A 20,786-nucleotide genomic window follows, 5' to 3' on the forward strand; every position below is an offset into this window, starting at 1 on the left:
CCCGTGCGTGGCCGTTCGTCAGATGCCGGTGGTGTTGCGGGGGTAGGCGATGGCCGGGTCGGTGGCGATGTTCACCAGGTACGGCACGCCGGAGTCGAACGCGCGGCGCAGCGCGGGCCCGATCTCGCCCGGTGAGGTGACCAGCTCGCCGCCGCCGCCGAGCGCCGTGACGACCTGGTCGTACCGGCACTGCGGCTGCAGCTCTGCGGCGACGTCGTAGCCGTACAACATCTGCATGGGGTGCTTCTCCAGGCCCCAGATGCCGTTGTTGCCGCAGATCATCACCACCGGCAGGCGGTGGCGCACCAGCGTGTCGACGTCCATGAGCGAGAAGCCGGCGGCGCCGTCGCCGAGCAGCAGCACGACCTGCGACGACGGGCGCGCGATGCGGGCGGCGATGGCGTAGCCGAGCCCGGTGCCGAGGCAGCCGTAGGGGCCCGGGTCCAGCCAGCAGCCGGGCCTGCGGGGCTCGATGTACTTGCCGGCGTAGGACACGAAGTCGCCGCCGTCGCCGATCACCACGGCGTCGTCGTCGAGCAGGCGGTTCAGCTCGCCGTAGATGCGCATCGGGTGGATCGGGTCGGCGCCGGACTCCAGCAGCGCGGCGTCGCCCGCGACGGCCTCGGCCGCCGCCTCGCCGAGCCGGGCCAGCCACGGGGCGTACGACTTCGGCGACACCCCGGCCTCGCCGCAGGCCGACTGCAGGCCCCAGAGCACCAGGGACAGGTCACCGGCCGTGGCGGCGGCCGTGCCGATGTGGCCGGCGAGCTGGGAGGGGGCGTCGGCGAGGTGGACGACCTTGGCGAGCGGCGCGCCGTCCCTGCCGCCGAAGAAGCCGTAGCCGAGCCGGAAGTCCAGCGGGGCGCCCGCCACGATGACCAGGTCGGCCTGGGAGAACGCCGTGCCGCGCGCCCGGGTGACCAGCAGCTCGTGCCCGGCGGGCAGGATGCCGCGCCCCTGGCCGTTGGGGATCACCGGCAGGCGGTAGGCCTCGGCGAAGTCGCGGGCCGCCTCCTCCGCCCGGTCCATCCAGACGTCGGAGCCCAGCACGAGCACGGGGCGCTCGGCCGCGGCGAGCAGCCGCGCGATCTCCGACAGCGCGCCGGCGTCGGGTTCGAGCGGGGAAGGAGTCAGCGTCTCGGCCTCGTGCGCGGGGGAGGGCGAGAACAGGTGGTCCATGTAGAAGTCGAGGAAGACCGGGCCGCGGTGCGGGGCGATCGCCGTGCGGAAGGCCATCTCGACGTCCTGGCCGATCGAGTCCGCGCCGCCCGCCGTGAAGGCCAGCTTGGTGATCGTCTCGAACAGCGGCGGGTGGTCCATCTCCTGGAGCGCGCCCGAGCCCCACCGCGACTGCGGGGCGCGGCCGCCCATGACCACGACCGGCGAGCCGTTGAAGTGGGCGGTCGCCACGCCGCTGACGCCGTTGGTGATGCCCGGGCCCGCGGTCAGCACCGCGAGCCCCGGCTGCCGCGTCAGGCGGGCCATCGCCTCGGCGGCGAACACGGCGCTCTGCTCGTGCCGCACGTCGACGATGCGCATGTCCTCGTGGACGGCCCCGTCGTACAACGGGAAGACGTGGCCGCCCGACAGGGTGAACATGACCTCGGCGCCATATGCTCGTGAGACGGCGACCGCGACGTCGCCGGCGTGCTTTGCAGACTCCATGTCGTGAACTTACCTTCTCCGTTGCCCGTCAATCCTTGAGCGGGAGTCGTGCCTGCTCAAGGGGTGACTCTAGGCTCACAGAGCCTTCGACAGGGCCTTGATCGGCATCTTGAGCTCGTCCAGGAGCGCCAGGTCGCTCTCGGCGTCGCGGCCGAGCGTGGTGAGGTAGTTGCCGATGATGATCGCGTTGATGCCGCCGAGCATGCCGTCGCGGGTGCCCATGTCGCCGAGGGTGAGCTCGCGCCCGCCCGAGTACCGCAGGATCGTGCGCGGCAGCGCCAGCCGGAACGTGGCGATCGTCTTCAGCGCCTCGCGGCCCTCGACCAGGGGGTAGGACTCGAACGGCGTGCCCGGGCGGGGGTTGAGGAAGTTCAGCGGCACCTCGTCGGGGCCCAGCTCACCGAGCTGACCGGCGAACTCGGCCCGCTGCTCGCGGGTCTCGCCCATGCCGATGATGCCGCCGCAGCACAGCTCCATGCCGGCCGCGCGGACCATCTCGCAGGTCTGCCAGCGCTCGTCCCAGGTGTGGGTGGTCACGACGTGCCCGAAGTGGGAGCGCGCGGTCTCCAGGTTGTGGTTGTAGCGGTGCACGCCCATCTCGGCGAGCTCGTCCACCTGGCCCTGCGTGAGCATGCCGAGCGAGCAGGCGACGTTGATCTCGACGGCCTGGTGGATGGCCTTGACGCCCTCGCGGACCTGGTCCATCAGCCGCTGGTCCGGCCCGCGCACGGCGGCGACGATGCAGAACTCGGTGGCGCCGGTCGCGGCCGTCTCGACGGCCGACCGCACCAGGGAGGGGATGTCCAGCCACACCGAGCGGACGGGGGAGGTGAACTGTCCCGACTGGGAGCAGAAGTGGCAGTCCTCCGGGCAGCCGCCGGTCTTGAGGGAGATGATCCCTTCCACCTCGACCTCCGGGCCGCACCACTTCATGCGCACCTCGTGGGCCAGCGCGAGCAGCTCGGAAAGGCGATCGTCCGGCAGTTCCAGGCATCGCAGCGCCTGGTCGGCGGAGAGCCCGCGACCTTCTTCGAGTACCTGAACCCGGGCGATCTCCAGAATGTCCATACTCATCGGTCGTGTGGCTCCCTTGTCGGTTGAATCACAGACTAAGGGTTGCCCGGAAGCGAGAAGGGTCGAACCCGCCGCCGAGCGGGGACCCCAGTCCCAGCCGGGCCACGTCGGCGAAGGCGGCGCGGTCCAGCGCGCCGGCGCCGTCGGGGAGCGCGCCGGCGAGCGGGCGGGCGGCCAGCGTCTCCAGGTCGCAGACGTTGCAGCGTTCGGCCAGGCCGGGCTCGCGCGGCCACGCGCCGATGACCACGCCCGCCAGGTCCAGGCCGCGGCCCGCGAGCGCCTCAAGTGTGAGCGCCGTGTGGTTCAGCGTGCCGAGACCGGCGGCGGCCACGACCAGCACGGGGGCGCGCAACCGGCGGGCCAGGTCGGCGATGGTGGCGCCGTCCTCGTCGAAGCGGACCAGCAGGCCGCCCGCGCCCTCGACCAGCACCAGCCGGTGGGTCCGCGCGAGCTCGTCCACGCGGTCGGCGGCCTCGGCCAGGGACACCGGCGCGAGCCCGGACACGCGGGCCGCGGCGGCGGGGGACAGCGGGTCGGGATAGCGGGCGAACTCGAACGTCGTGGTGACGCCGGACAGGCGGATGACCTCGTCCAGGTCGCCGGGCTCCCCGGGCCCGACGCCGGTCTGGGCGGGTTTGACCACCGCGACGGGCACGTCGCGCGCCAGGGCCAGCGCGGCGAGGGCCGCGGTCACGACGGTCTTGCCCACGCCGGTGCCGGTGCCGGTGACGACCATGACGCTCACCGGCACCACCCTAGGGCCTCAGTGCGCCGCGGGCCCGGACTCCGGGGGCCTGCGCAGGCGCGTCACGAACTTGTACCGGTCGCCGCGGTACAGCGACTGCGCCCACTCCACCGGGTGGCCCTCGGCGTCGAAGGCGTGCCGGGTGAGCAGCAGCATCGGCAGGCCGACGTCCACGCCGAGTACCTGGGCGTCGTACGGCGTCGCCAGCACCGTCTCTATGATCTCCTCGGCGTCGGTGAGCTGGACGTTGTAGGCGTTGTGCAGGGTCTCGTAAAGAGAGGAGTGCACTTCGAGCTCCCGGCGCAGCCGCGAGAAGCGCCGTGCCGACAGGTGGGTGGTGTCGATCGACATCGGCTCGCCGTTGGCCAGGCGCAGGCGGTGGATGCGCAGCACCCGCCCGCCGGGGTTGATGCCCAGGCGGCGCGCCAGCGTCTCGTCGGCCGTGATGTAGTTGATGTCGAGGATCTTGGTATCCGGTTCGAGGCCGACCGTCCGCAGATCTCCCGTGTACGACGTCAGTTGCAGCACCTGCGCCACCTTGGGCTGGGCGACGAAGGTGCCCTTGCCCTGGATGCGCAGCAGGCGGCCCTCGATGACCAGCTCGGTGAGGGCCTGCCGCACGGTCGTGCGCGAGGTCTCGAAGCGCACGGCGAGAGCACGCTCGGGCGGCAGGGCCGCGCCGGCGGGCAGAGACTTGGTGAGTTCCAGCAGGTTTCTCTTGACGTCGTAGTATTTCGGAACCCGGGGAGAATCTTCCGTCACACGCTCACCTTCATCTCGGCCACCGCGGTGAGCGCGCGTCCGATCACCGCGAGATCATCCGAACTCAGGTTGGCCCGTGCGGTCAACCTCAGACAAGACCGGCCGGAAGGCACCGAAGGCGGGCGGAAACAGCCCGCGCGCACTCCGTGCTCCGCGAACACCGCGGCGGCGGCGAGCGCGGCGTCCGGAGGGCCGAGCACGACCCGGACGACCGCCGCCGCCGGCTCCAGGGTGGGCAGGCCTCGCTCCCGGACGGCGCGCGCCAGCGCGACCGCGTTGCCGCGCGCCCGTCCCGGCAGGTCAGGATGGCCGCTCACGATATCAAGCGCCGCCAGTGCCGACGCAACGGACGCCGGGGCGAGGCCGGTGTCGAAGATGAACGCCCGTCCGGTGTCCACCAGTGTGTCCACTATTTCCGGGGCCCCTAGCACGGCTCCCCCCTGTGCGCCAAGGGACTTGGACAACGTGACCGTTCTCACAATATCCGGAGCGTCGGCGAGGCCCGCGGCGTGTACGGCGCCACGTCCGTCCTCGCCGACCACGCCCAGGGAGTGCGCCTCGTCCACGATCAGCAGCGCGCCGTGCCGGGAGGCGACCTCGTGCAGCTCGGCGATGGGCGCCAGATCGCCGTCCACGGAGAACACGGCGTCGGTCACCACGACGGCGTGCTCCTCCTCGCGCGCGGCGAGCGCCTTCCCGACGGCCGCCGGGTCGTTGTGCGGGGTGACCGCGACCCGGGCGCGCGACAGGCGGCAGGCGTCGATGATCGAGGCGTGGTTGCCCTCGTCGCTGACCACCAGCCCGCCCGCGCCGAGCGTCGCCACCGCGGCCAGGTTGGCCAGGTAGCCGGAGGAGAACACCAGGGCGCGCGGGGCGCGGGCGAAGGCGGCGAGCCGTTCCTCCAGCTCGGCGTGCAGCCGCGTCGAGCCGGTGACCAGCCGTGACCCGGTGGAGCCCGCGCCCCACCGCCGAACGGCGGCCACGGCGGCCTCGATCAGCCGCGGATCGCGGGACAGGCCCAGGTAGTCGTTGGAGGCCACGTCGATGAGCCCGTCGTGGGTGGGCGTACGGGGACGCAGGGCGCGCCGCAGGCCGGCCGCCTCGCGGGCGGCGGCGGCCGTGCGCAGCCGCTCCAGGGGATCGGTTCTCATGGTCTCGCTCGTGCCTGCCGTGCTGTACGTCCCGTCACCGGCGGGCGCGTCCCCCGGACGGGCCACGGGTCCGGCGGGCACCACATTGTCCTCCATCTGAGGAATCTTCCCAGGGCGCGGGTGGTCGATTCGCCTTGGGCGGGGGTGAGCACGCATGATGCTCAGGTGCCGACTCTCAGCGATTTGGTGGCGCGCCACACGACCCTCGATCCCGCCGACCTGGAGTGGATGCAGTCGCTGGTCTCCGACTGGCAGCTCCTCGCCGACCTGTCCTTCGCCGACCTGGTGCTGTGGATCCCCCTGCGCGACGAGTCCGCCTGGGTCGCCGTCGCGCAGATGCGGCCCACCACCGGCCCGACCGTCTACCACGACGACGTGGTCGGCTCCATCGTGGCGGCGGGCGAGCGCCCCCTGATCGACACGGCCTGGCGCGAGCGGCGCATCTGCCGCGAGGGCGACCCCGACTGGTCCAGCGGCGTCCCGGTCCGCGAGGAGACCATCCCGGTGCGGCGCGACGACCATTTCGTGGCGGTGATCCAGCGTTCCACCAACCTGTCCTCGGCGCGCACGCCGTCCCGGCTGGAGCTGACCTACCTGCAGAGCGCCTCCGACCTGGCGCAGATGGTCGCCGAGGGGCGGTTCCCCTTCCCCGAGGAGGGCCCCATCCTCGTCCGCTCGCCCCGCGTGGGCGACGGGCTGCTCCGGCTGGACCGGGCCGGGCGGGTCACCTACGCCTCGCCGAACGCGCTGTCGGCCTACCGCAGGCTCGGGCTCAACGCCGACCTGGTGGGCTCCGAGCTCGGCAAGACGACGGCCGCGCTGTGCTACTCCGACGAGCCCATCAACGAGGACCTCATGCTGGTGGCGAGCGGCCGCGCGCCCCGGGAGACCGAGGTCGAGGCCGGGGCCAACGTCGTCCAGCTCCGGGCGATCCCGCTGATCGTGGGCGGCGGGCGCATCGGCGCCCTGGTGCTCATCCGGGACGTCACCGAGCTGCGCCGCCGCGAGCGCGAGCTGCTGACCAAGGACGCCACCATCCGCGAGATCCACCACCGGGTGAAGAACAACCTGCAGACGGTGGCCGCGCTGCTGAGGCTCCAGGCGCGGCGGCTCCAGGTGCCGGAGGGGCGCGAGGCCCTGGAGGAGGCCGTGCGCCGCGTCGGCTCGATCGCGATCGTCCACGAGACCCTTTCCCATACTCCTGAAGAGATCGTCGACTTCGACGACATCGCCGACCGCGTCATCGCGATGACCGGCGAGGTCTCGGCCGCCAACGTGATGCCGCGCCGGGTGGGCGGCTTCGGCATGCTGCCCGCGACCATCGCCACCCCGATGGCGATGGTGCTCACCGAACTGCTGCAGAACGCCGTCCAGCACGGCTTCGCCTACGGCAGCGGAAGCATCATGGTGATGGTGTCCCGCACGGAGGAACGGCTGGACCTGATCGTCGCCGACGACGGTCAGGGGCTTCCCGAGGGGTTCGACCTGGAGGCGTCCACGAGCCTCGGGCTGCAGATCGTCCGCACGCTGGTGGTGGGGGAGCTGTCCGGCCGCCTGGCGGTCAGGCCACGCCAGGGCGGGGGTACCGAGGTCTCGCTGACGATCCCGGTGCAGCCGGCCCTGTGACCGGCTCCTGGCCGAATCGGTCCGATCTCTGGGCCGCCCCGGGTACTGCGACGCCCGGCCGTCGCGCGGGGCGACGCCGGGCGTTCTCCGTACGGCCACGACGCTGGGGCGGTGCGGACGGCGTGGTGGCGCCTGTTCTTCCGGGGATGGTCTGGTCGGTCGGGTCAGACGGCCGCGCGGGCACGGGCGCGGGCGGTGCGGCGCTTGAGCGCGCGGCGCTCGTCCTCGCTGAGACCGCCCCACACGCCGGCGTCCTGGCCGGACTCGATGGCCCACTTCAGGCAGGCGTCGATGACCGGGCAGGAGCGGCACACCTGCTTGGCCTCTTCTATCTGCATGAGTGCCGGCCCGGTGTTGCCGATCGGGAAGAACAGCTCGGGGTCCACGTCACGGCAGGCAGCGCGGTGGCGCCAGTCCATGCGTTCCACTCCTTCGTAGGTGGAGCCTGCGGCTCCGTCCGGATGACGGATGTTTGTGAACTCTTTCACTAACAAGAGCGAACTTTTGCCCGGGCCCTGGGGTTGTTAAGGTCCGGAGAGTTCTGTGTCATCGCCGCAGACCTTCGAGGACATTGGGTCGATCCTCAAACGTCCTACGTTCCGACGTCGTGATGAGCTTTTCAGGCACGCCCAGGTCACGCAAGAGGTTTGGGAGAAGGTTTTGCCGGTTATGGCTGTCGGATGCATCACACTATGACGGCATGTGACGGATTAGACCAGAACTTGTAACGCGGATGGCACAGAGCGGAACCGTACCCGCTCACACTCGCCGAGATAGTCCCCGTCGAGCTGGAACGCCGTCGGCCGCGCGGCCGTGATCGTGAACTCCTCCTCGTCGTGTACGTGCACGAGATACCCGCCGCGGGGCAGCCCCACCCGCTCGCCGATCAGCTGCCCGACCAGTCGCAGCATGGCGGTCGCGCCCATGCGCCGCATCCCCAGCAGGTCCAGCCCCGTGTCGAACCCCGCCCACGGCGTCGGGTTGACCGGACGGTCGCCGAGCCACGTCCAGGGCGCGGTGTTGGAGACGATCGCCATGAAGACGCCGTCGACCGGCGGGCGGTGCGGCAGCTCCAGCCGGAGCGCCGGGTGGCGGCGGTCGGTCATGAGGTAGTGCCGGAGCGCGGTGTGCACGTAGCGGCCGGGGGAGGCCTTGTACCCGGCACCGCGCAGGCCCTCCACCGCCCGCACGACCTCCGCGTCGTACCCCAGGCCCGCGCAGAAGGTGAAGTACCTGCCGGCGGGCCCGCCGGCGCGGTCCTCCCAGAACGCCTGGCCCAGGCTGACGGTGCGGCGGCGGTCCTCCCGTATGGCCTCCAGCACCGCGCCGGTCGCCTCCACCGGGTCGTTCGGCAGGCCGAGGGCGCGGGCGAACACGTTGGCGCTGCCCCCGGGGATCACGATCAGCGCCGGGGGCGGGCCGTCCGCGCCGGCCATGCCGTTCACGGCCTCGTTGATGGTGCCGTCGCCGCCGAGGACGGCCACGACGTCGAACCCCTTCTCGCGCGCGGTCGAGGCGAGGACCGCGGCGTGCCCGCGGTAGCCGGTCTGCTCCACCGTCAGGTCGACCTCCGCCCCGAGCGCGCGGACGAGGACGTCGCGCGTCCTGCGGTTGGTGGATGTCGCCTTGGGGTTGGTCAGGAGGAGTGCCCGCATGCGGCCCAGCGTATCCACCGGTCACGCGAGGGTGACGCCGGTCAAGCCGGTCACGCGACCGCCAGGGGAGTCAAGTAGGGTGACCCGTTATGGTGAACCGTCCGGTGACGCTCCCGGTCGCCGCCGCCGTCCTCGCGGCCGAGGGCCTGACCGCCATCGGTCTCGGCGGGTACGCCGGGGTGGAGACGATCATCGGCTCTCCTGCCGACGTCTCCAGCTCGATCGTCGTGTCCGCCTTCGGGGTGGCCGTCGGCGCGGCGCTGCTGTGGGTCGCGTGGGGCGTGCTGCGGGCGGCCCGGTGGAGCCGGGCGCCCGGCGTGGTCACGCAGATCTTCGCGCTGCCGGTGGCGGTCTCGCTGGTGCAGTCCGAGCAGTACGTTCCCGGCGCGCTGCTGATCGTCTTCGCCGTCGCGGGCCTGGTGACGCTGCTGGCGCCGCCGACGACCCGCGCCATGATCAAGGATTGACCCGCGGCGCGGGCGCCCTCAGTCCTCGGCGGTGAGGCCCTCGCGGAGCTGGGCCAGCGTGCGGGCCAGCAGGCGCGAGACGTGCATCTGTGAGATGCCGAGCTCGGTGGCGATCTGCGACTGGGTCATGTTCCCGAAGAACCGCAGCAGCAGGATGCGCTTCTCGCGCGGCGGCAGCCGTTCGAGCAGCGGCTTCAGCGACTCCCGGTACTCGACCCCCTCCAGGGACTCGTCCACGATGCCCAGGGAGTCGGAGACGGCGGGCGCGTCGTCGTCCCCGGAGTCGGGGGCGTCGAGCGAGACCGTGGAGTAGGCGTTGGCGGACTCCAGGCCCTCCAGAACCTCCTCCTCGCTCATCTGCAGGTGGGAGGCCAGCTCGGCGACGGTCGGGGCGCGGCCCTGGCGCTGGGACAGCTCGCTTATCGCCTTGGTGAGCGACAGCTTCAGCTCCTGCAGGCGGCGCGGCACCCGCACCGCCCAGCCCTTGTCCCGGAAATGCCGCTTGATCTCGCCGACGATGGTGGGCGTGGCGTAGGTCGAGAACTCGACGCCGCGGGCCAGGTCGAACCGGTCGATCGACTTGATCAGGCCGATGGTGGCGACCTGCGTGAGATCGTCCAGCCACTCGCCGCGGTTGCGGAAGCGACGCGCCAGGTACTCCACCAGCGGGAGGTGGAGCTCGACCAGCTCGTCGCGGATGCGCTGGCGGCGGGGGTCGTCGGCGGGAAGCTCCGCGAGCTCGCCGAACAGGCCTCGCGCCCGCACCCGGTCGGGGACGGTGCTCTCACTGCCGGCCACGGCGCGGGTCTTCTCCGTCACGGCAGCCTCGCAGAGCCTCGGCGCTTGTGCAGCACGATGCCCATGCGGTCAGGGGTGTCGGTCTCGGCGTCCACGTCGTCGGCGAGCGCGGTGAGCACCATCCAGGCGAAGTCATCGCGCTTCGGCTCGGCCTGGCCGACCGTGCTCACCTCGACCCTGACGATCATCTCCTGGCCGGTGAGCTCGAACTCGGCGATCAGGTCGGTGCCGGGGACGGCATGGCCCAGCAACATGGCGCACGCCTCGTCGACCGCGATACGAAGATCTTCGATCTCGTCCAGCGTGAAGTCGAGCCGCGCCGCGAGCCCGGCCGTCGCCGTGCGCAGCACGGACAGATAGGCGCTGGCGGCGGGCAGCCGCACGCTCACCGCGTCACGGATTCCCGCCAGGCCGCCGGGGATGCCGTCCGCACGCGTCGCTGTCTCGTCGGTCACGTTCCTCCTCGCACAGAGCTGCTGATTAGCAACTTACCGCCCCGTGTCCCCTGCTGGAGGACTGGGACGCGCCGATAGTCGTGATCTTGTGGAATTGCGGCCCGTTTCGCTGACGTCCCGCTGTCCTTTTCTTACGTTTTCATATGACCCGAAGCCCGCCGGGGAGGGCATCGTGCCTAATGCCGCTGGCCTCGCGCGTTCAAGCGAGCACGCGAGGCCAGAATCGGGCAAAAAGGCGCTCAGGCCGCCTTGGTCTCCCAGAAGATCTTCGAGATCTCGTCGATCTTTCCGAGCAGATCCTCCGCCTTGCTCACATCGACGGTGCCCTTGGCGCCCGCCGCGCCCGCGAGCTTGGTGGCGTCCCAGAAGAGCTGGTGCAGCTGGGGGTACTTCTCCACGTGCGGGGGCTTGAAGTAGTCGGTCCAGAGAACCCACAGGTGGTGCTTGACCAGCTCGGCGCGCTCCTCCTTGATCGTCAGGGCGCGCGCGCGGAACACGGGGTCGTCGTTGTCGGCGTACTTCTGCATGATCGCCTTCACGGACTCCGCTTCGATCCGCGCCTGGGCGGGGTCGTAGACACCGCAGGGCAGGTCGCAGTGCGCGGAGGCGACATGGCTAGGCCGCAACAGTCGTGCGAGCATCGGTTTCCTTCCTTGATGCTGATATCAGACAGCACTGTCCAGTGCCCAACTTACTCTCGTTGATTCGCCCGGGCGGCGGGGGATGGAGGCGACGCCGGTCATGGTTCGGATCATGCGGATACGGGTCGAGGGGGAGTCGATGTCCCCCGCGCTACGGCCCGGCGACTGGCTGGTGGTGCGCCGCGGCGCGCCCGTGCGTCCGGGCGACGTGGTCCTCGCCCGGCTGCCCGGCGATCCGGACACCATGATCGTCAAGCGTGCGGCGTGGCGGGAAGCCGGCGGGTGGTGGCTGGAGAGCGACAACCAGCGGGCCCCCGGCCGTAAGGACAGCTGGGATTTCGGCGCCGTGCCCGTCCCCCTCGTGCTCGGCCGGGTGGTGTTCCGCTACTGGCCGCCCGGCCGCGTCGGCGGCGTCGGCGGCGCGGGCGGCGACGGAGGTCCCGTCACGCGGGACGGCCGCTGAGCTCGCGGCGGCGCGCCCGGTAGGCGGCCACGTTGGCGCGGCTGGCGCAGCGCTCGGAGCAGTAGCGGCGCGACCGGTTGGAGGAGGTGTCGAGGTACACCCGGCGGCAGGGCGCGGCCTGGCACAGCCCGAGCCTGTCCACGCCCAGCTCGGTGACCAGGGCCGTCAGGCCCATGACCGCGCCGGTGGCGTACTCGTCGCCGAGCCGCCCGCCCTCGGTGAGGTGCAGGTGCCAGCGCTGCCCGTCGTGGCGGGAGATCTGCGGATGGACGGGCCTGCGGACCAGCAGCGAGTTGAGCCGCTGGACGACCCCCTCCTCGTCGCGGACGGCCGCGGCGGCGAAGACGGCGGCCAGCTCGGCGCGCAGCTCGCGCAGCTCGCGCAGGTCCTCGCGGGTGAGGCGTCCCGCGTGCGCGGCGCGGCCGGCCTCGACCAGGAACCGCCGGGCGCCTTCGAGGGAGTCCAAGGGCTCTTCGCTGTTGACGAGCAGGACGGCCAGCTCGGCGTATGACGTCAGATCCACGTGGAGTGCCACCCGTTGTAAGAGACGAGTAATGATTCCGGGTATTACATCGAGTATCGCACGGCCGGGGGGCGCGGCGGCGGACGACGGGACCGCCCGCTGGCCGAACAACGTTCGGAATGATGTGTGGGGATGGGCCCGTGGCCGTATCCGGATGGCATTACGAGGTGACGGGTACCGCTGGGGGTAATGCGGGCTTCGCCCCGGGTATGTGCAGTTAGGGGGAATGACGCAGCTATATAGCTAGGTGGAATCCGGTGCCGGCGGGCGACCGCGCGCTCTTCTGTGGCGCAGCCGACACCGGCGGGCGGCGTTCCGTATGGCACAATCGAGCAACGGGTGACCCCCGTACCCCCTCACGAGACGACCGTCAACGGCGACGGTATCCGGGCGGCTACAGAAGCCTGGGCCCTCGCCTGCCCGCGGCGTTCACCGAAGGAATCCGTCCTTACACACAGGGGTCGCTGTGGCAGTCACGCCGTTCTCCGCTTCTCTCGAATCCCTCGACGTCGATCCGGTCTTCGCCGTGCACCGCGGCGGCAAGATCGAGGTGCGTTCCACCATTCCCGTCCGTGACGCGGACGACCTCTCGCTCGCCTACACGCCGGGCGTGGCCCGCGTGTGCACCGCCATCGCCGACCAGCCCGACCTGGTCAACGACTACACCTGGGTCGGCGGCACCGTGGCGGTGGTCTCCGACGGCACGGCCGTGCTCGGCCTCGGCGACATCGGCCCGGCCGCCGCCATGCCCGTCATGGAGGGCAAGGCGCTGCTGTTCAAGGAGTTCGCCGGCGTCGACGCCGTGCCGATCTGCCTCGACTGCACCGACGTGGACGCCCTGGTGGAGACCGTCGTCCGGCTCGCGCCCTCCTTCGGCGGCATCAACCTGGAGGACATCAGCGCGCCCCGCTGCTTCGAGGTCGAGGAGCGGCTGCGCGAGCGGCTCTCGATCCCCGTCTTCCACGACGACCAGCACGGCACGGCCATTGTCGTGACGGCCGCCCTGCGCAACGCCGCCCGCGTGACCGGCCGCTCGCTCGGTGACCTGCGCGCGGTGGTGGCGGGCGCCGGCGCCTCCGGCGTGGCGGTGACCAGGATGCTGCTCAACGCCGGCATCGGCGACATCGCCGTGTCCGACTCCAAGGGCATGATCTACCAGGGCCGCGAAGGGCTGAACCCGTCCAAGCAGGCGCTGGCCGAGGTCACCAACCGCGGCGGCTACACCGGCTCCACTGAGGAGGCCCTGGCCGGGGCGGACGTCTTCGTCGGCCTGTCCGGCTCCACCCTCCCCGAGGGCGCCGTGGCCTCCATGGCGGGCGACGCGATCGTGTTCGCCCTGTCCAACCCCACGCCCGAGGTCCTCCCCGAGGTCGCCCGGCGGCACGCGCGCGTGGTGGCGACCGGCCGCTCCGACTTCCCCAACCAGATCAACAACGTGCTCGCCTTCCCCGGCGTGTTCCGCGGCGCCCTCGACGTCCGGGCCTCCACCATCACCGAGTCCATGAAGGTCGCCGCGGCCGACGCGCTCGCCGAGGTCGTCGGCGAGCACCTCTCGGCCGACTACATCATCCCGAGCCCGTTCGACCAGCGCGTCGCCCCCGCGGTGGCCTCGGCCGTGGCCCACCAGGCCCGGCTGGACGGCGTCGCCCGCAGGTAGGCGCCCGCGGTTCCGCCGCCGTGGCTCACGAAGTCCTATATATAGGACAACTCCGACACGCCCGGCTCGCTCCCGCCGCGTGAGGTCCGTGAGACGCCGAGCGGGGCCCGGCCTGGTGGCCGGGCCCCGCTGTGTCGCCGGGATGTCGATGTCGCCGGGATGAGGTCAGCGGATGGAACCGGACCACATGTTGGCGGCCTTGCGGTACACCGCGTAGGTCTCGCCGTCGAAGTACGGCGAGCTGCTGAAGTCGTACCTGCCGTTGCCGTCGGAGTCGCCGAGCAGGCTCGTCACGCCGTTGATGTAGCCGAGCCGCTTGGTGCTGCTGTAGCCGTCGATCCACGGAGCGCCGGCCGCGCCCGCCGTCATGGAGCACTTGACGGCGATCTGCGCCTCGGCCTTGTAGGCGGCCACGACGCCCGCGGGCTTGGTCTTGCCGTAGCACCACTTCGGCGTGACGCCCGTGTAGGGCCTGTCACCGTCGGGGTGCGGGCCCGCCGGGTAACCGAAGACGTAGACCGGACGGCCGATCTTCTGGTTCCACGCGAAGCCCTGGCCACCGACGTTGTCGCCGAGGCGCCCGGCGTCCTTCCAGGTCCGCGCGTCGATGCCGTTGTAGACGGTGACGAAGGCGTAGTCGCTGTCGTAGTCCTCGTACACCGCGAGGTCGTAGTGGGTGTAGGCGGACTTGCCGACGTAGATGCCCCAGGGGGCCTTGCCCTGGTAGTAGCCGGGGATGAACACCCAGCGGTCCAGCGTCTCGCGGTTGAGGTCGGTGTTGTAGACGCAGTGACCGGCCGTCGCGACCAGGTTGTGGTACTTGCTCTGGACCGACGAGGCCGAGCACCAGTACGGCTTGCCGTTGACCCGGAAGAACACCTTGCCGATCGTGCGCGGCAGGTTGACGTTCTTGACCTTGGTCGGCTTGACCTTCTCCTGCCCGATCGGCGGGACGGTGCCGGTCTTGCCGTCCGGGGCCGCGTCGCTGCCGCCGAACTTGACCTTGCCCTTGACCGCGGTGTCGTTGGAGTAACGGGTGGCGGCCTTGAGCTGCCGGCCGCCGTTCGCGCTCCAGAACTTGGCGGTGTCGTTCGCCTTGCCCTTGCTGGAGGCGAGGGAGACGTTCGTCGGCTGAGGCTTGGCCTGGGCCTCGGCGGACGAGGTGAGAGCGGCGCCGATCAGACCGGTGGCGGTGACGGCGGCGCCCAGCGGGAGGGTGAGGTGCTTGGCTCGGATTGTCATATAACTCCTTGTCTTCCATGGTTCATCACTTATGACCCATGGGTCCCAAAGGGATGACTTCGAGCCTATGCGGCTTCTTTACCTCCGCCATATGTGAAAACCGACATTAGTGGACATATGGGCAGTAACGGGTGGCTGATGTCAGGGAAACCTCACCTCTGGGTGAGGTTGAAATGTGAGATCTGTAAGCATCCGGCGGGCCGGTCGCGCTCCTTGACGCGAAAGGGCCCGGCCGAAGCCGGGCCCTGAGAACGTCGCCCGGAGCCCTCACCTCATGGGTGCCCCGCCCCGGACCGCGTGGTTCACTTGGTGATCGAACCCGACCACAGGTTGGCCGCGGCCTTGTAGATCGCGTAGGTCTCGCTGTCGAAGTACGGCGAGGTCGCGAAGTCGTAGCGCTGGTTGCCGTCGGAGTCGCCGACCAGGCTCGTCACGCCGTTGATGTAACCGAGACGCTTGGTGCTGCTGTACTGGGCGATCCAGGGGCCGCCCGACGAGCCGGCGGTCATCGAGCACTTGATGGCGACCTGCGCCTCGGCCTTGAACGCGCTCGCGGCGCCCGCGGCGACGGTCTTGCCGTAGCAGTACTTCGGCGTGAGGCCGGTGTAGGGCATGTCGCCGTCGGGGTGCGGGCCCGCGGGGTAGCCGAAGGCGTACACGAGCTGGCCGATCCGCTGGTTCCAGCTGAAGCCCTGGCCGCCGACGTTGTCACCGAGGCGCCCGGCGTCCACCCACTTGGGGGAGTTCCAGCTCGCCGCCGTCACACCGTTGTAGACGGTGACGAAGGCGTAGTCGCTGTCGAAGTCCTCGTAGTTGGCGAAGTCGTAGTGCGTGTAAGCCGACTTGCCGACGTAGATGCCCCAGGGGGCCTTGCCCTGGTAGTAGCCCGGGATGAACACCCACTCGTCGAGGGTGTCGCGGTTGCCGTCCACGTCGTAGACGCAGTGACCGGCGGTGGCCACCAGGTTGCGGTACTTGCCCTGGATGGAGGAGGCCGAGCACCAGTAGTCCTTGCCGTCCAGGCGGAAGAACACCTTGCCGATGGTGCGCGGCAGGTTGACGTTCTTCACCTTGGTCGGGGTGATCTTCTCCTGGCCGATCGGGGGGACGACCCCGGTCTTGCCGTCGGGGGCCGCGTCACCGCCACCGAGCTTGATCTTGCCCTGCACGGCCGCGTCGTCGGTGAACTTGGCGGCGGCCTTGAGGCGCTTGCCGTTGCCGGCGGTCCACGCCTTCACGGTCTTCAGGGCCTGCGCCTTGCTCGTGGCCAGGCCGTCGGAAGCGGGAGCGGCGGCCGTGGTGGCGGCCGTCGCGGAGGTGGTGAGGGTTGCCGCGATCATGCCGGTGGCGATCACCGCGCCACCAAGGGGAAGCACGAAGCGCTTGACTCGGGTGTTCACTGAGACTCCTTGTCCTGCCGCAGGAGTAACTCCTGCCTCACTAGTCCCATAAGGGGCAGTACGAACCTATAGGTCTGACCATGAGTAACGGGTCAGAAGCCACGTCGGCGAGGCGCTCTTCCGGGCCGGGCGCCGTCGTGCCGCAGGTGTTCGGGACACCCGCGCCAGTCACAGTCGCACTGGTGGAATCGGTCCAAAACCCCGGATATACGAGCGGCCGGAACGGCTGATCATGGTCTTGCTGTGAGGTAAATCACTTCAAGAGCCGTTGAAGCCTCGCCGTCAAACGCCGCAGGACCCGGCACGAGTGCCGGGTCCTGCGGGTGAACCTGTCCTAGCGAACCAGGACGTCGATCAGGTTGGCTCAGGCCTTGGTGACCAGGGAGCCGTCCTTCTCGACGATCGAGCCGGACCACAGGTTGGCCGCGGCCTTGTAGATCGCGTAGGTCTCGCTGTCGAAGTACGGCGAGGTGCTGAAGTCGATGCGGCCGTTGGCGTCGGCGTCGCCGATGAGGCTGGTGACACCGTTGACGTAGCCGAGACGCTTGGTGCTGCTGTACTTCAGGAGCCACGGGCCACCGGAGGAGCCGGCGGTCATGGAGCACTTCAGACCGATCTGAGCCTCGGCCTTGAACGCCGCGGCGGGCTTGGCGGCGAAGGTCTTGCCGTAGCACCACTTCGGCGTGTAGCCCGTGAAGGCCTTGTCGCCGTCGGGGTGCGGAGCCGCCGGGTAGCCGAAGATGTAGACCGGCTGGCCGATCTTCTGGTTCCAGGTGAAGCCCTGGCCACCGACGTTGTCGCCGAGACGACCCGCGTCCTTGAGGTAGAAGATGACGTAGACCGTCTTGTAGTACTTCAGCGACGGGGTCTTCTTGACCTTGTACGCCAGGTAGTAGTGCGTGATGGTGTACGCGTGGTCCTGGAGCAGCTTCTCGCCCGGACCGTTGTAGGCGTTGTAGGTCTCCTCGTTGACGATCTCGGTGTACTTCTTGTCAGGAGCCTGCTGGAAGTTCTTGCCGGACTTGTCGTCGGGAGCCTTGGTGTACTCCTCCTTGGTGACTTCCTTGTAGGAGGTCACGCCACCCTCGGTGCCCCAAGGAACGATGTGCTCGGTCCCGGTGTCCTTGACGGAGACCGGAGCGTCGTCGCCGTACGCGTCCTTCAGCTTCTTGTACTCGTCCTCCTTGATCTCAACCTCGAAGGACTTCTTGTCGCCGTTCCAGGCGTCGTAGGTCTTCTTGGTGACTTCCTTCTGCCCGGCGTAGGAGATGCCGTTGTAGACGGTCACGAAGGCGTAGTCGCTGTCGAAGTCCTCGTACACGGCGAAGTCGTAGTGCGTGTACGCGGCCTTACCGACGTAGATGCCCCAGGGAGCCTTGCCCTGGTAGTAGCCCGGGATGAACACCCAGTTGTCCAGAGCGCCGTTCTGGATGCCCTCGTCGAACACGCAGTGCCCGGCGGTGGAGACCAGGTTGTGGTACTTGCTCTGGATGGAGGACGCGGAGCACCAGTACTCCTTGTCACCCACGGTGAAGAACACCTTGCCGATGGTCTTCGGCAGGTTGACGTTCTTGACCTTGGTCGGGGTGACCTTCTCCTGGCCGATCGGGGGAACGACGCCGGCCTTGCCGTCGGGAGCCGCGTCACCGCCGCCGAGCTTGACCTTGCCTGAGACCTGGCTGTCGTCGGTGTACTGGGTGGCGGCCTTCAGGTTCGCCCCGCTGTTGGCGGTCCAGTAGTTGCTGATCTTCTTGGCCTCACTGGCGGACGCCAGGGAGACCGTCTTCTTGGCCGGCGCGGTGGCGGCGTTGGCCGAGGTGACCAGAGTGGCGCCGATCATGCTGGTGGCGGCGATGGCGCCACCCAGGGGCAGGGCGAGACGCTTGACTCGGGTGTTCAAGGAAACTCCTTGGGCTGTCGTGGAACGCAATCGGCGTCCCATGCGTCAGTAAAGGGATAGCTAGGAAGATACAGAGTTGATCTTGGGCTGTGTGCGGCATTCGAGCGGATTTTTTACCCTCGCCCTAGCGTGATCTCTTCGTAACCATTTGGTGAGCGCGTCGTGTCATGCGCGCCGATCGTGAAGTGTCTGACTCGTTGCAGATCAGCGGGGTTGACTACGCTGTGAGCCTTATGTGACTCAGGGGGTCGGCCCCGCCCCGTGTTCATCTTGAATGTGACCTACATCACACTGGTCCAGTGGAGCCGAAACGGCCGCTGCTGCGTCTAAATGCGCCCGATTTCACGGGCGGTGACGCGCCCAGTGCGGCCCGCGCTCGCCTCCGGCCCTTCCGCGAGCTCCCGTGGGCGGCCCCCGCGAGGGGCCGGCCCTGTCCGATGCCCCCGTAAACGCCGACAGGACCCGGCACGAGTGCCGGGTCCTGCGGGTGGAACCGTGTCCTAGCGAACTAGAACGTCATGCGAGGCCAGACTTAGGCCTTCTGCACCAGGCTGCCGTCCTTGGCGACGATCGAGCCGGACCACAGGTTGGCGGCCGACTTGTAGATCGCGTAGGTCTCGCTGTCGAAGTACGGCGAGGTGCTGAAGTCGATGCGGCCGTTGGCGTCGGCGTCGCCGATGAGGCTGGTGACACCGTTGATGTAGCCGAGACGCTTGGTGCTGCTGTACTTCAGGATCCAGGGGCCACCGGAGGAGCCGGCGGTCATGGAGCACTTCAGGCCGATCTGGGCCTCGGCCTTGAACGCCGCGGCGGGGGCCGCCGCGAAGGTCTTGCCGTAGCACCACTTCGGCGTGTAGCCCGTGAAGGCCTTGTCGCCGTCGGGGTGCGGAGCCGCCGGGTAACCGAAGATGTAGACCGGCTGGCCGACCTTCTGGTTCCAGGTGAAGCCCTGGCCACCGACGTTGTCGCCCAGGCGACCCGCGTCCTTGTAGTACTCGACGACGTAGGTCAGCTTGAAGTACTTGACGCCCGCGGTGACCTCGGCCTTGTACTTCAGGAAGTAGTGCTCGATGGTGTAGGCGCCGTCAACGATCTTCTTGTAGCCCGGGCCGCTGTAGGCGTCGTACGCCTCCTTCGTCACGATGTCGGCCTTGACGAAGGGGAAGCTCTTGAACTTCGACTGCGAGAAGTTCTCGTCGCTGTTCCAGGCCGGAGCCTTGGTGTACTCGTCCTTGGTGACTTCCTTGTAGAGGACCTTCACCTTGGAGCTGTACGGCGTCTTCCAGGGCACGACCTTCACGGTCTCGGGGGCCTCGGTCCGGACCGGAGCCTTGTCGGCGCCGAACTCGTCGACGAGCTTCTGGTACTCCTCGACGGAGATTTCCTTCTCGTCAACGAACTTGTAGCCGTTCCACGCGTCGTAGGCCTCCTTGGAGACGGCCTTGACGCCGCCGACCGCGATGCCGTTGTAAACGGTCACGAAGGCGTAGTCGCTGTCGAAGTCCTCGTACACCGCGAGGTCGTAGTGGGTGTACGCGGCCTTACCGACGTAGATGCCCCAGGGAGCCTTGCCCTGGTAGTAGCCCGGGATGAACACCCAGTTGTCCAGAGCGCCGTTCTGGATGCCCTCGTCGAACACGCAGTGCCCGGCGGTGGAGACCAGGTTGTGGTACTTGCTCTGGATGGAGGACGCGGAGCACCAGTACTCCTTGTCACCCACCGTGAAGAACACCTTGCCGATGGTCTTCGGCAGGTTGACGTTCTTGACCTTGGTCGGGGTGACCTTCTCCTGGCCGATCGGCGGGACCACGCCGGCCTTGCCGTCGGGGGCGGCGTCGCCACCACCGAGCTTGACCTTGCCGGACACCTGAGCGTTGTCGGTGTACTGCGCGGCGGCCTTCAGGTTGGCGCCGCCGTTGGCGGTCCAGAAGCCGGCGATGTTGCGGGCCTCGCTGGCGGACGCCAGGGAAACCGTCTTCTTGGCCGGAGCAGCGGCGGCGTTGGCCGAGGTGACCAGGGTCGCGCCGATCATGCTGGTGGCGGCGATCGCCCCACCGAGGGGGAGGGCGAGACGCTTCACGCGGGTGTTCACGAGGGAACTCCTTGGGCTGTCGTGGAACGCGTCATGCGTTCCATGCGTCAGTAAAGGGATAGCCGAAAAGATACAGAGAAGATCTTGGTGATGACATCCCAAATCAGGGGTCTTCTGGATCTTCGGGAGCCCGTGGCCGTTCCGTGACCTTTTGTGGCCGCGGTTCTGGACCGGTCCGACGCGAGTCCGGCTCACTGTTCGCCCTGATCGTGGGGCGTGAGGTACTTGCGTGACAAAAAAGGGGTAATCGGATCGTCGCTCTGGGTGTCGGGTCCTATGTGATGCAGATCACACCACTTCGAGGGAGCCGATCCGCCCTCCCGCTACGTCTAACGGCCTCACATGGGGGTCTACGCCTCGTCAACCCTTCATTCAGGGGTGGGCAGGCCGCCAGGAACGCGCCAAAGCTCATCTATCGGAGATGTCTCCCGAAGCAGGGCGAAACCGTCGTACGTCCCAAATTGCTCGAC

Annotated in this window: 19 protein-coding genes; 4 read left to right on the forward strand and 15 right to left on the reverse strand. The window is 69.2% G+C overall.

What is annotated here, in order from left to right:
• Positions 1–18: 18 nt before the first annotated feature.
• From BJ982_RS13430 to BJ982_RS13450, 5 genes are all read right to left on the reverse strand, one after another.
• A complete protein-coding gene (locus tag BJ982_RS13430) occupies positions 19–1,665 on the reverse strand; it encodes an acetolactate synthase (RefSeq protein ID WP_184880039.1) in 1,647 nt (548 codons plus the stop codon).
• A 75-nt stretch (positions 1,666–1,740) separates the two neighbouring features.
• Positions 1,741–2,739, reverse strand: a complete 999-nt coding sequence (bioB, locus tag BJ982_RS13435) for a biotin synthase BioB (RefSeq protein WP_184880041.1) — start codon at positions 2,737–2,739, stop codon at positions 1,741–1,743.
• Positions 2,740–2,767: 28 nt separating this feature from the next.
• Positions 2,768–3,484, reverse strand: a complete 717-nt coding sequence (gene bioD, locus BJ982_RS13440; RefSeq protein ID WP_184880043.1) for a dethiobiotin synthase — start codon at positions 3,482–3,484, stop codon at positions 2,768–2,770.
• Positions 3,485–3,502: 18 nt separating this feature from the next.
• Positions 3,503–4,246 carry a GntR family transcriptional regulator gene (locus BJ982_RS13445; RefSeq protein WP_184880045.1) on the reverse strand — a complete coding sequence of 248 codons (744 nt, stop codon included), beginning with the start codon at positions 4,244–4,246 and terminating at the stop codon, positions 3,503–3,505.
• Entirely contained in the window at positions 4,243–5,493 is a 1,251-nt protein-coding gene (locus BJ982_RS13450; RefSeq protein WP_239123776.1) for an 8-amino-7-oxononanoate synthase, read from the reverse strand. The genes BJ982_RS13445 and BJ982_RS13450 overlap by 4 nt, the downstream gene beginning before the upstream one ends.
• 69 nt (positions 5,494–5,562) lie before the next feature.
• On the opposite strand from BJ982_RS13450, the gene BJ982_RS13455 reads away from it, so the two are divergent.
• Complete coding sequence (locus BJ982_RS13455; RefSeq protein ID WP_184880047.1) at positions 5,563–7,023, forward strand: PAS domain-containing sensor histidine kinase; 1,461 nt, start codon at positions 5,563–5,565, stop codon at positions 7,021–7,023.
• A 164-nt stretch (positions 7,024–7,187) separates the two neighbouring features.
• On the opposite strand, the gene BJ982_RS13460 is transcribed toward BJ982_RS13455, so the two are convergent.
• Entirely contained in the window at positions 7,188–7,442 is a 255-nt protein-coding gene (locus BJ982_RS13460; protein ID WP_184880049.1) for a WhiB family transcriptional regulator, read from the reverse strand.
• A 291-nt stretch (positions 7,443–7,733) separates the two neighbouring features.
• On the reverse strand, positions 7,734–8,678 hold the full coding sequence (locus tag BJ982_RS13465) for a diacylglycerol/lipid kinase family protein (protein WP_184880051.1): 945 nt from the start codon (positions 8,676–8,678) through the stop codon (positions 7,734–7,736).
• An 89-nt stretch (positions 8,679–8,767) separates the two neighbouring features.
• Between BJ982_RS13465 and BJ982_RS13470 the strand changes: the two genes are divergently transcribed.
• Entirely contained in the window at positions 8,768–9,145 is a 378-nt protein-coding gene (locus BJ982_RS13470) for a hypothetical protein (RefSeq protein WP_184880053.1), read from the forward strand.
• An 18-nt stretch (positions 9,146–9,163) separates the two neighbouring features.
• Here the strand turns inward: BJ982_RS13470 and BJ982_RS13475 are convergent, their stop codons facing one another.
• From BJ982_RS13475 to sodN, 3 genes are all read right to left on the reverse strand, one after another.
• Positions 9,164–9,964 carry an RNA polymerase sigma factor SigF gene (locus BJ982_RS13475; protein WP_184880055.1) on the reverse strand — a complete coding sequence of 267 codons (801 nt, stop codon included), beginning with the start codon at positions 9,962–9,964 and terminating at the stop codon, positions 9,164–9,166.
• A complete protein-coding gene (locus BJ982_RS13480; RefSeq protein WP_184880057.1) occupies positions 9,961–10,398 on the reverse strand; it encodes an ATP-binding protein in 438 nt (145 codons plus the stop codon). The genes BJ982_RS13475 and BJ982_RS13480 overlap by 4 nt, the downstream gene beginning before the upstream one ends.
• A 239-nt stretch (positions 10,399–10,637) precedes the next feature.
• Complete coding sequence (gene sodN / locus BJ982_RS13485; protein ID WP_184880059.1) at positions 10,638–11,039, reverse strand: superoxide dismutase, Ni; 402 nt, start codon at positions 11,037–11,039, stop codon at positions 10,638–10,640.
• A 112-nt stretch (positions 11,040–11,151) separates the two neighbouring features.
• On the opposite strand from sodN, the gene BJ982_RS13490 reads away from it, so the two are divergent.
• Positions 11,152–11,502, forward strand: coding sequence for a S24 family peptidase (locus BJ982_RS13490; protein ID WP_184880061.1), 351 nt, complete (start codon positions 11,152–11,154; stop codon positions 11,500–11,502).
• On the opposite strand, the gene BJ982_RS13495 is transcribed toward BJ982_RS13490, so the two are convergent.
• Entirely contained in the window at positions 11,483–12,025 is a 543-nt protein-coding gene (locus BJ982_RS13495) for a CGNR zinc finger domain-containing protein (protein WP_184880063.1), read from the reverse strand. The two genes, BJ982_RS13490 and BJ982_RS13495, sit on opposite strands and share 20 nt — an antisense overlap.
• A gap of 466 nt (positions 12,026–12,491) precedes the next feature.
• Between BJ982_RS13495 and BJ982_RS13500 the strand changes: the two genes are divergently transcribed.
• Positions 12,492–13,682 (forward strand): NAD(P)-dependent malic enzyme, encoded by a 1,191-nt coding sequence (locus tag BJ982_RS13500; RefSeq protein ID WP_184880065.1) that lies wholly within the window; start codon positions 12,492–12,494, stop codon positions 13,680–13,682.
• 165 nt (positions 13,683–13,847) lie between these two features.
• Here BJ982_RS13500 and BJ982_RS13505 read toward each other — a convergent pair whose 3' ends face one another.
• The 4 genes from BJ982_RS13505 to BJ982_RS13520 form a co-directional block, all read right to left on the reverse strand.
• Complete coding sequence (locus BJ982_RS13505; RefSeq protein WP_184880066.1) at positions 13,848–14,924, reverse strand: trypsin-like serine peptidase; 1,077 nt, start codon at positions 14,922–14,924, stop codon at positions 13,848–13,850.
• 302 nt (positions 14,925–15,226) lie between these two features.
• Entirely contained in the window at positions 15,227–16,324 is a 1,098-nt protein-coding gene (locus BJ982_RS13510) for a trypsin-like serine peptidase (protein ID WP_239123774.1), read from the reverse strand.
• 364 nt (positions 16,325–16,688) lie between these two features.
• The gene (locus BJ982_RS13515; RefSeq protein ID WP_260413764.1) at positions 16,689–18,224 is read right to left on the reverse strand and encodes a trypsin-like serine peptidase; all 1,536 of its coding nucleotides are present in this window, start codon (positions 18,222–18,224) and stop codon (positions 16,689–16,691) included.
• A gap of 532 nt (positions 18,225–18,756) precedes the next feature.
• Entirely contained in the window at positions 18,757–20,316 is a 1,560-nt protein-coding gene (locus BJ982_RS13520; protein WP_311772272.1) for a trypsin-like serine peptidase, read from the reverse strand.
• Positions 20,317–20,786: the final 470 nt, after the last annotated feature.

Origin of the sequence: Sphaerisporangium siamense (genome assembly GCF_014205275.1) — a bacterium.
GTDB lineage: Bacteria > Actinomycetota > Actinomycetes > Streptosporangiales > Streptosporangiaceae > Sphaerisporangium > Sphaerisporangium siamense.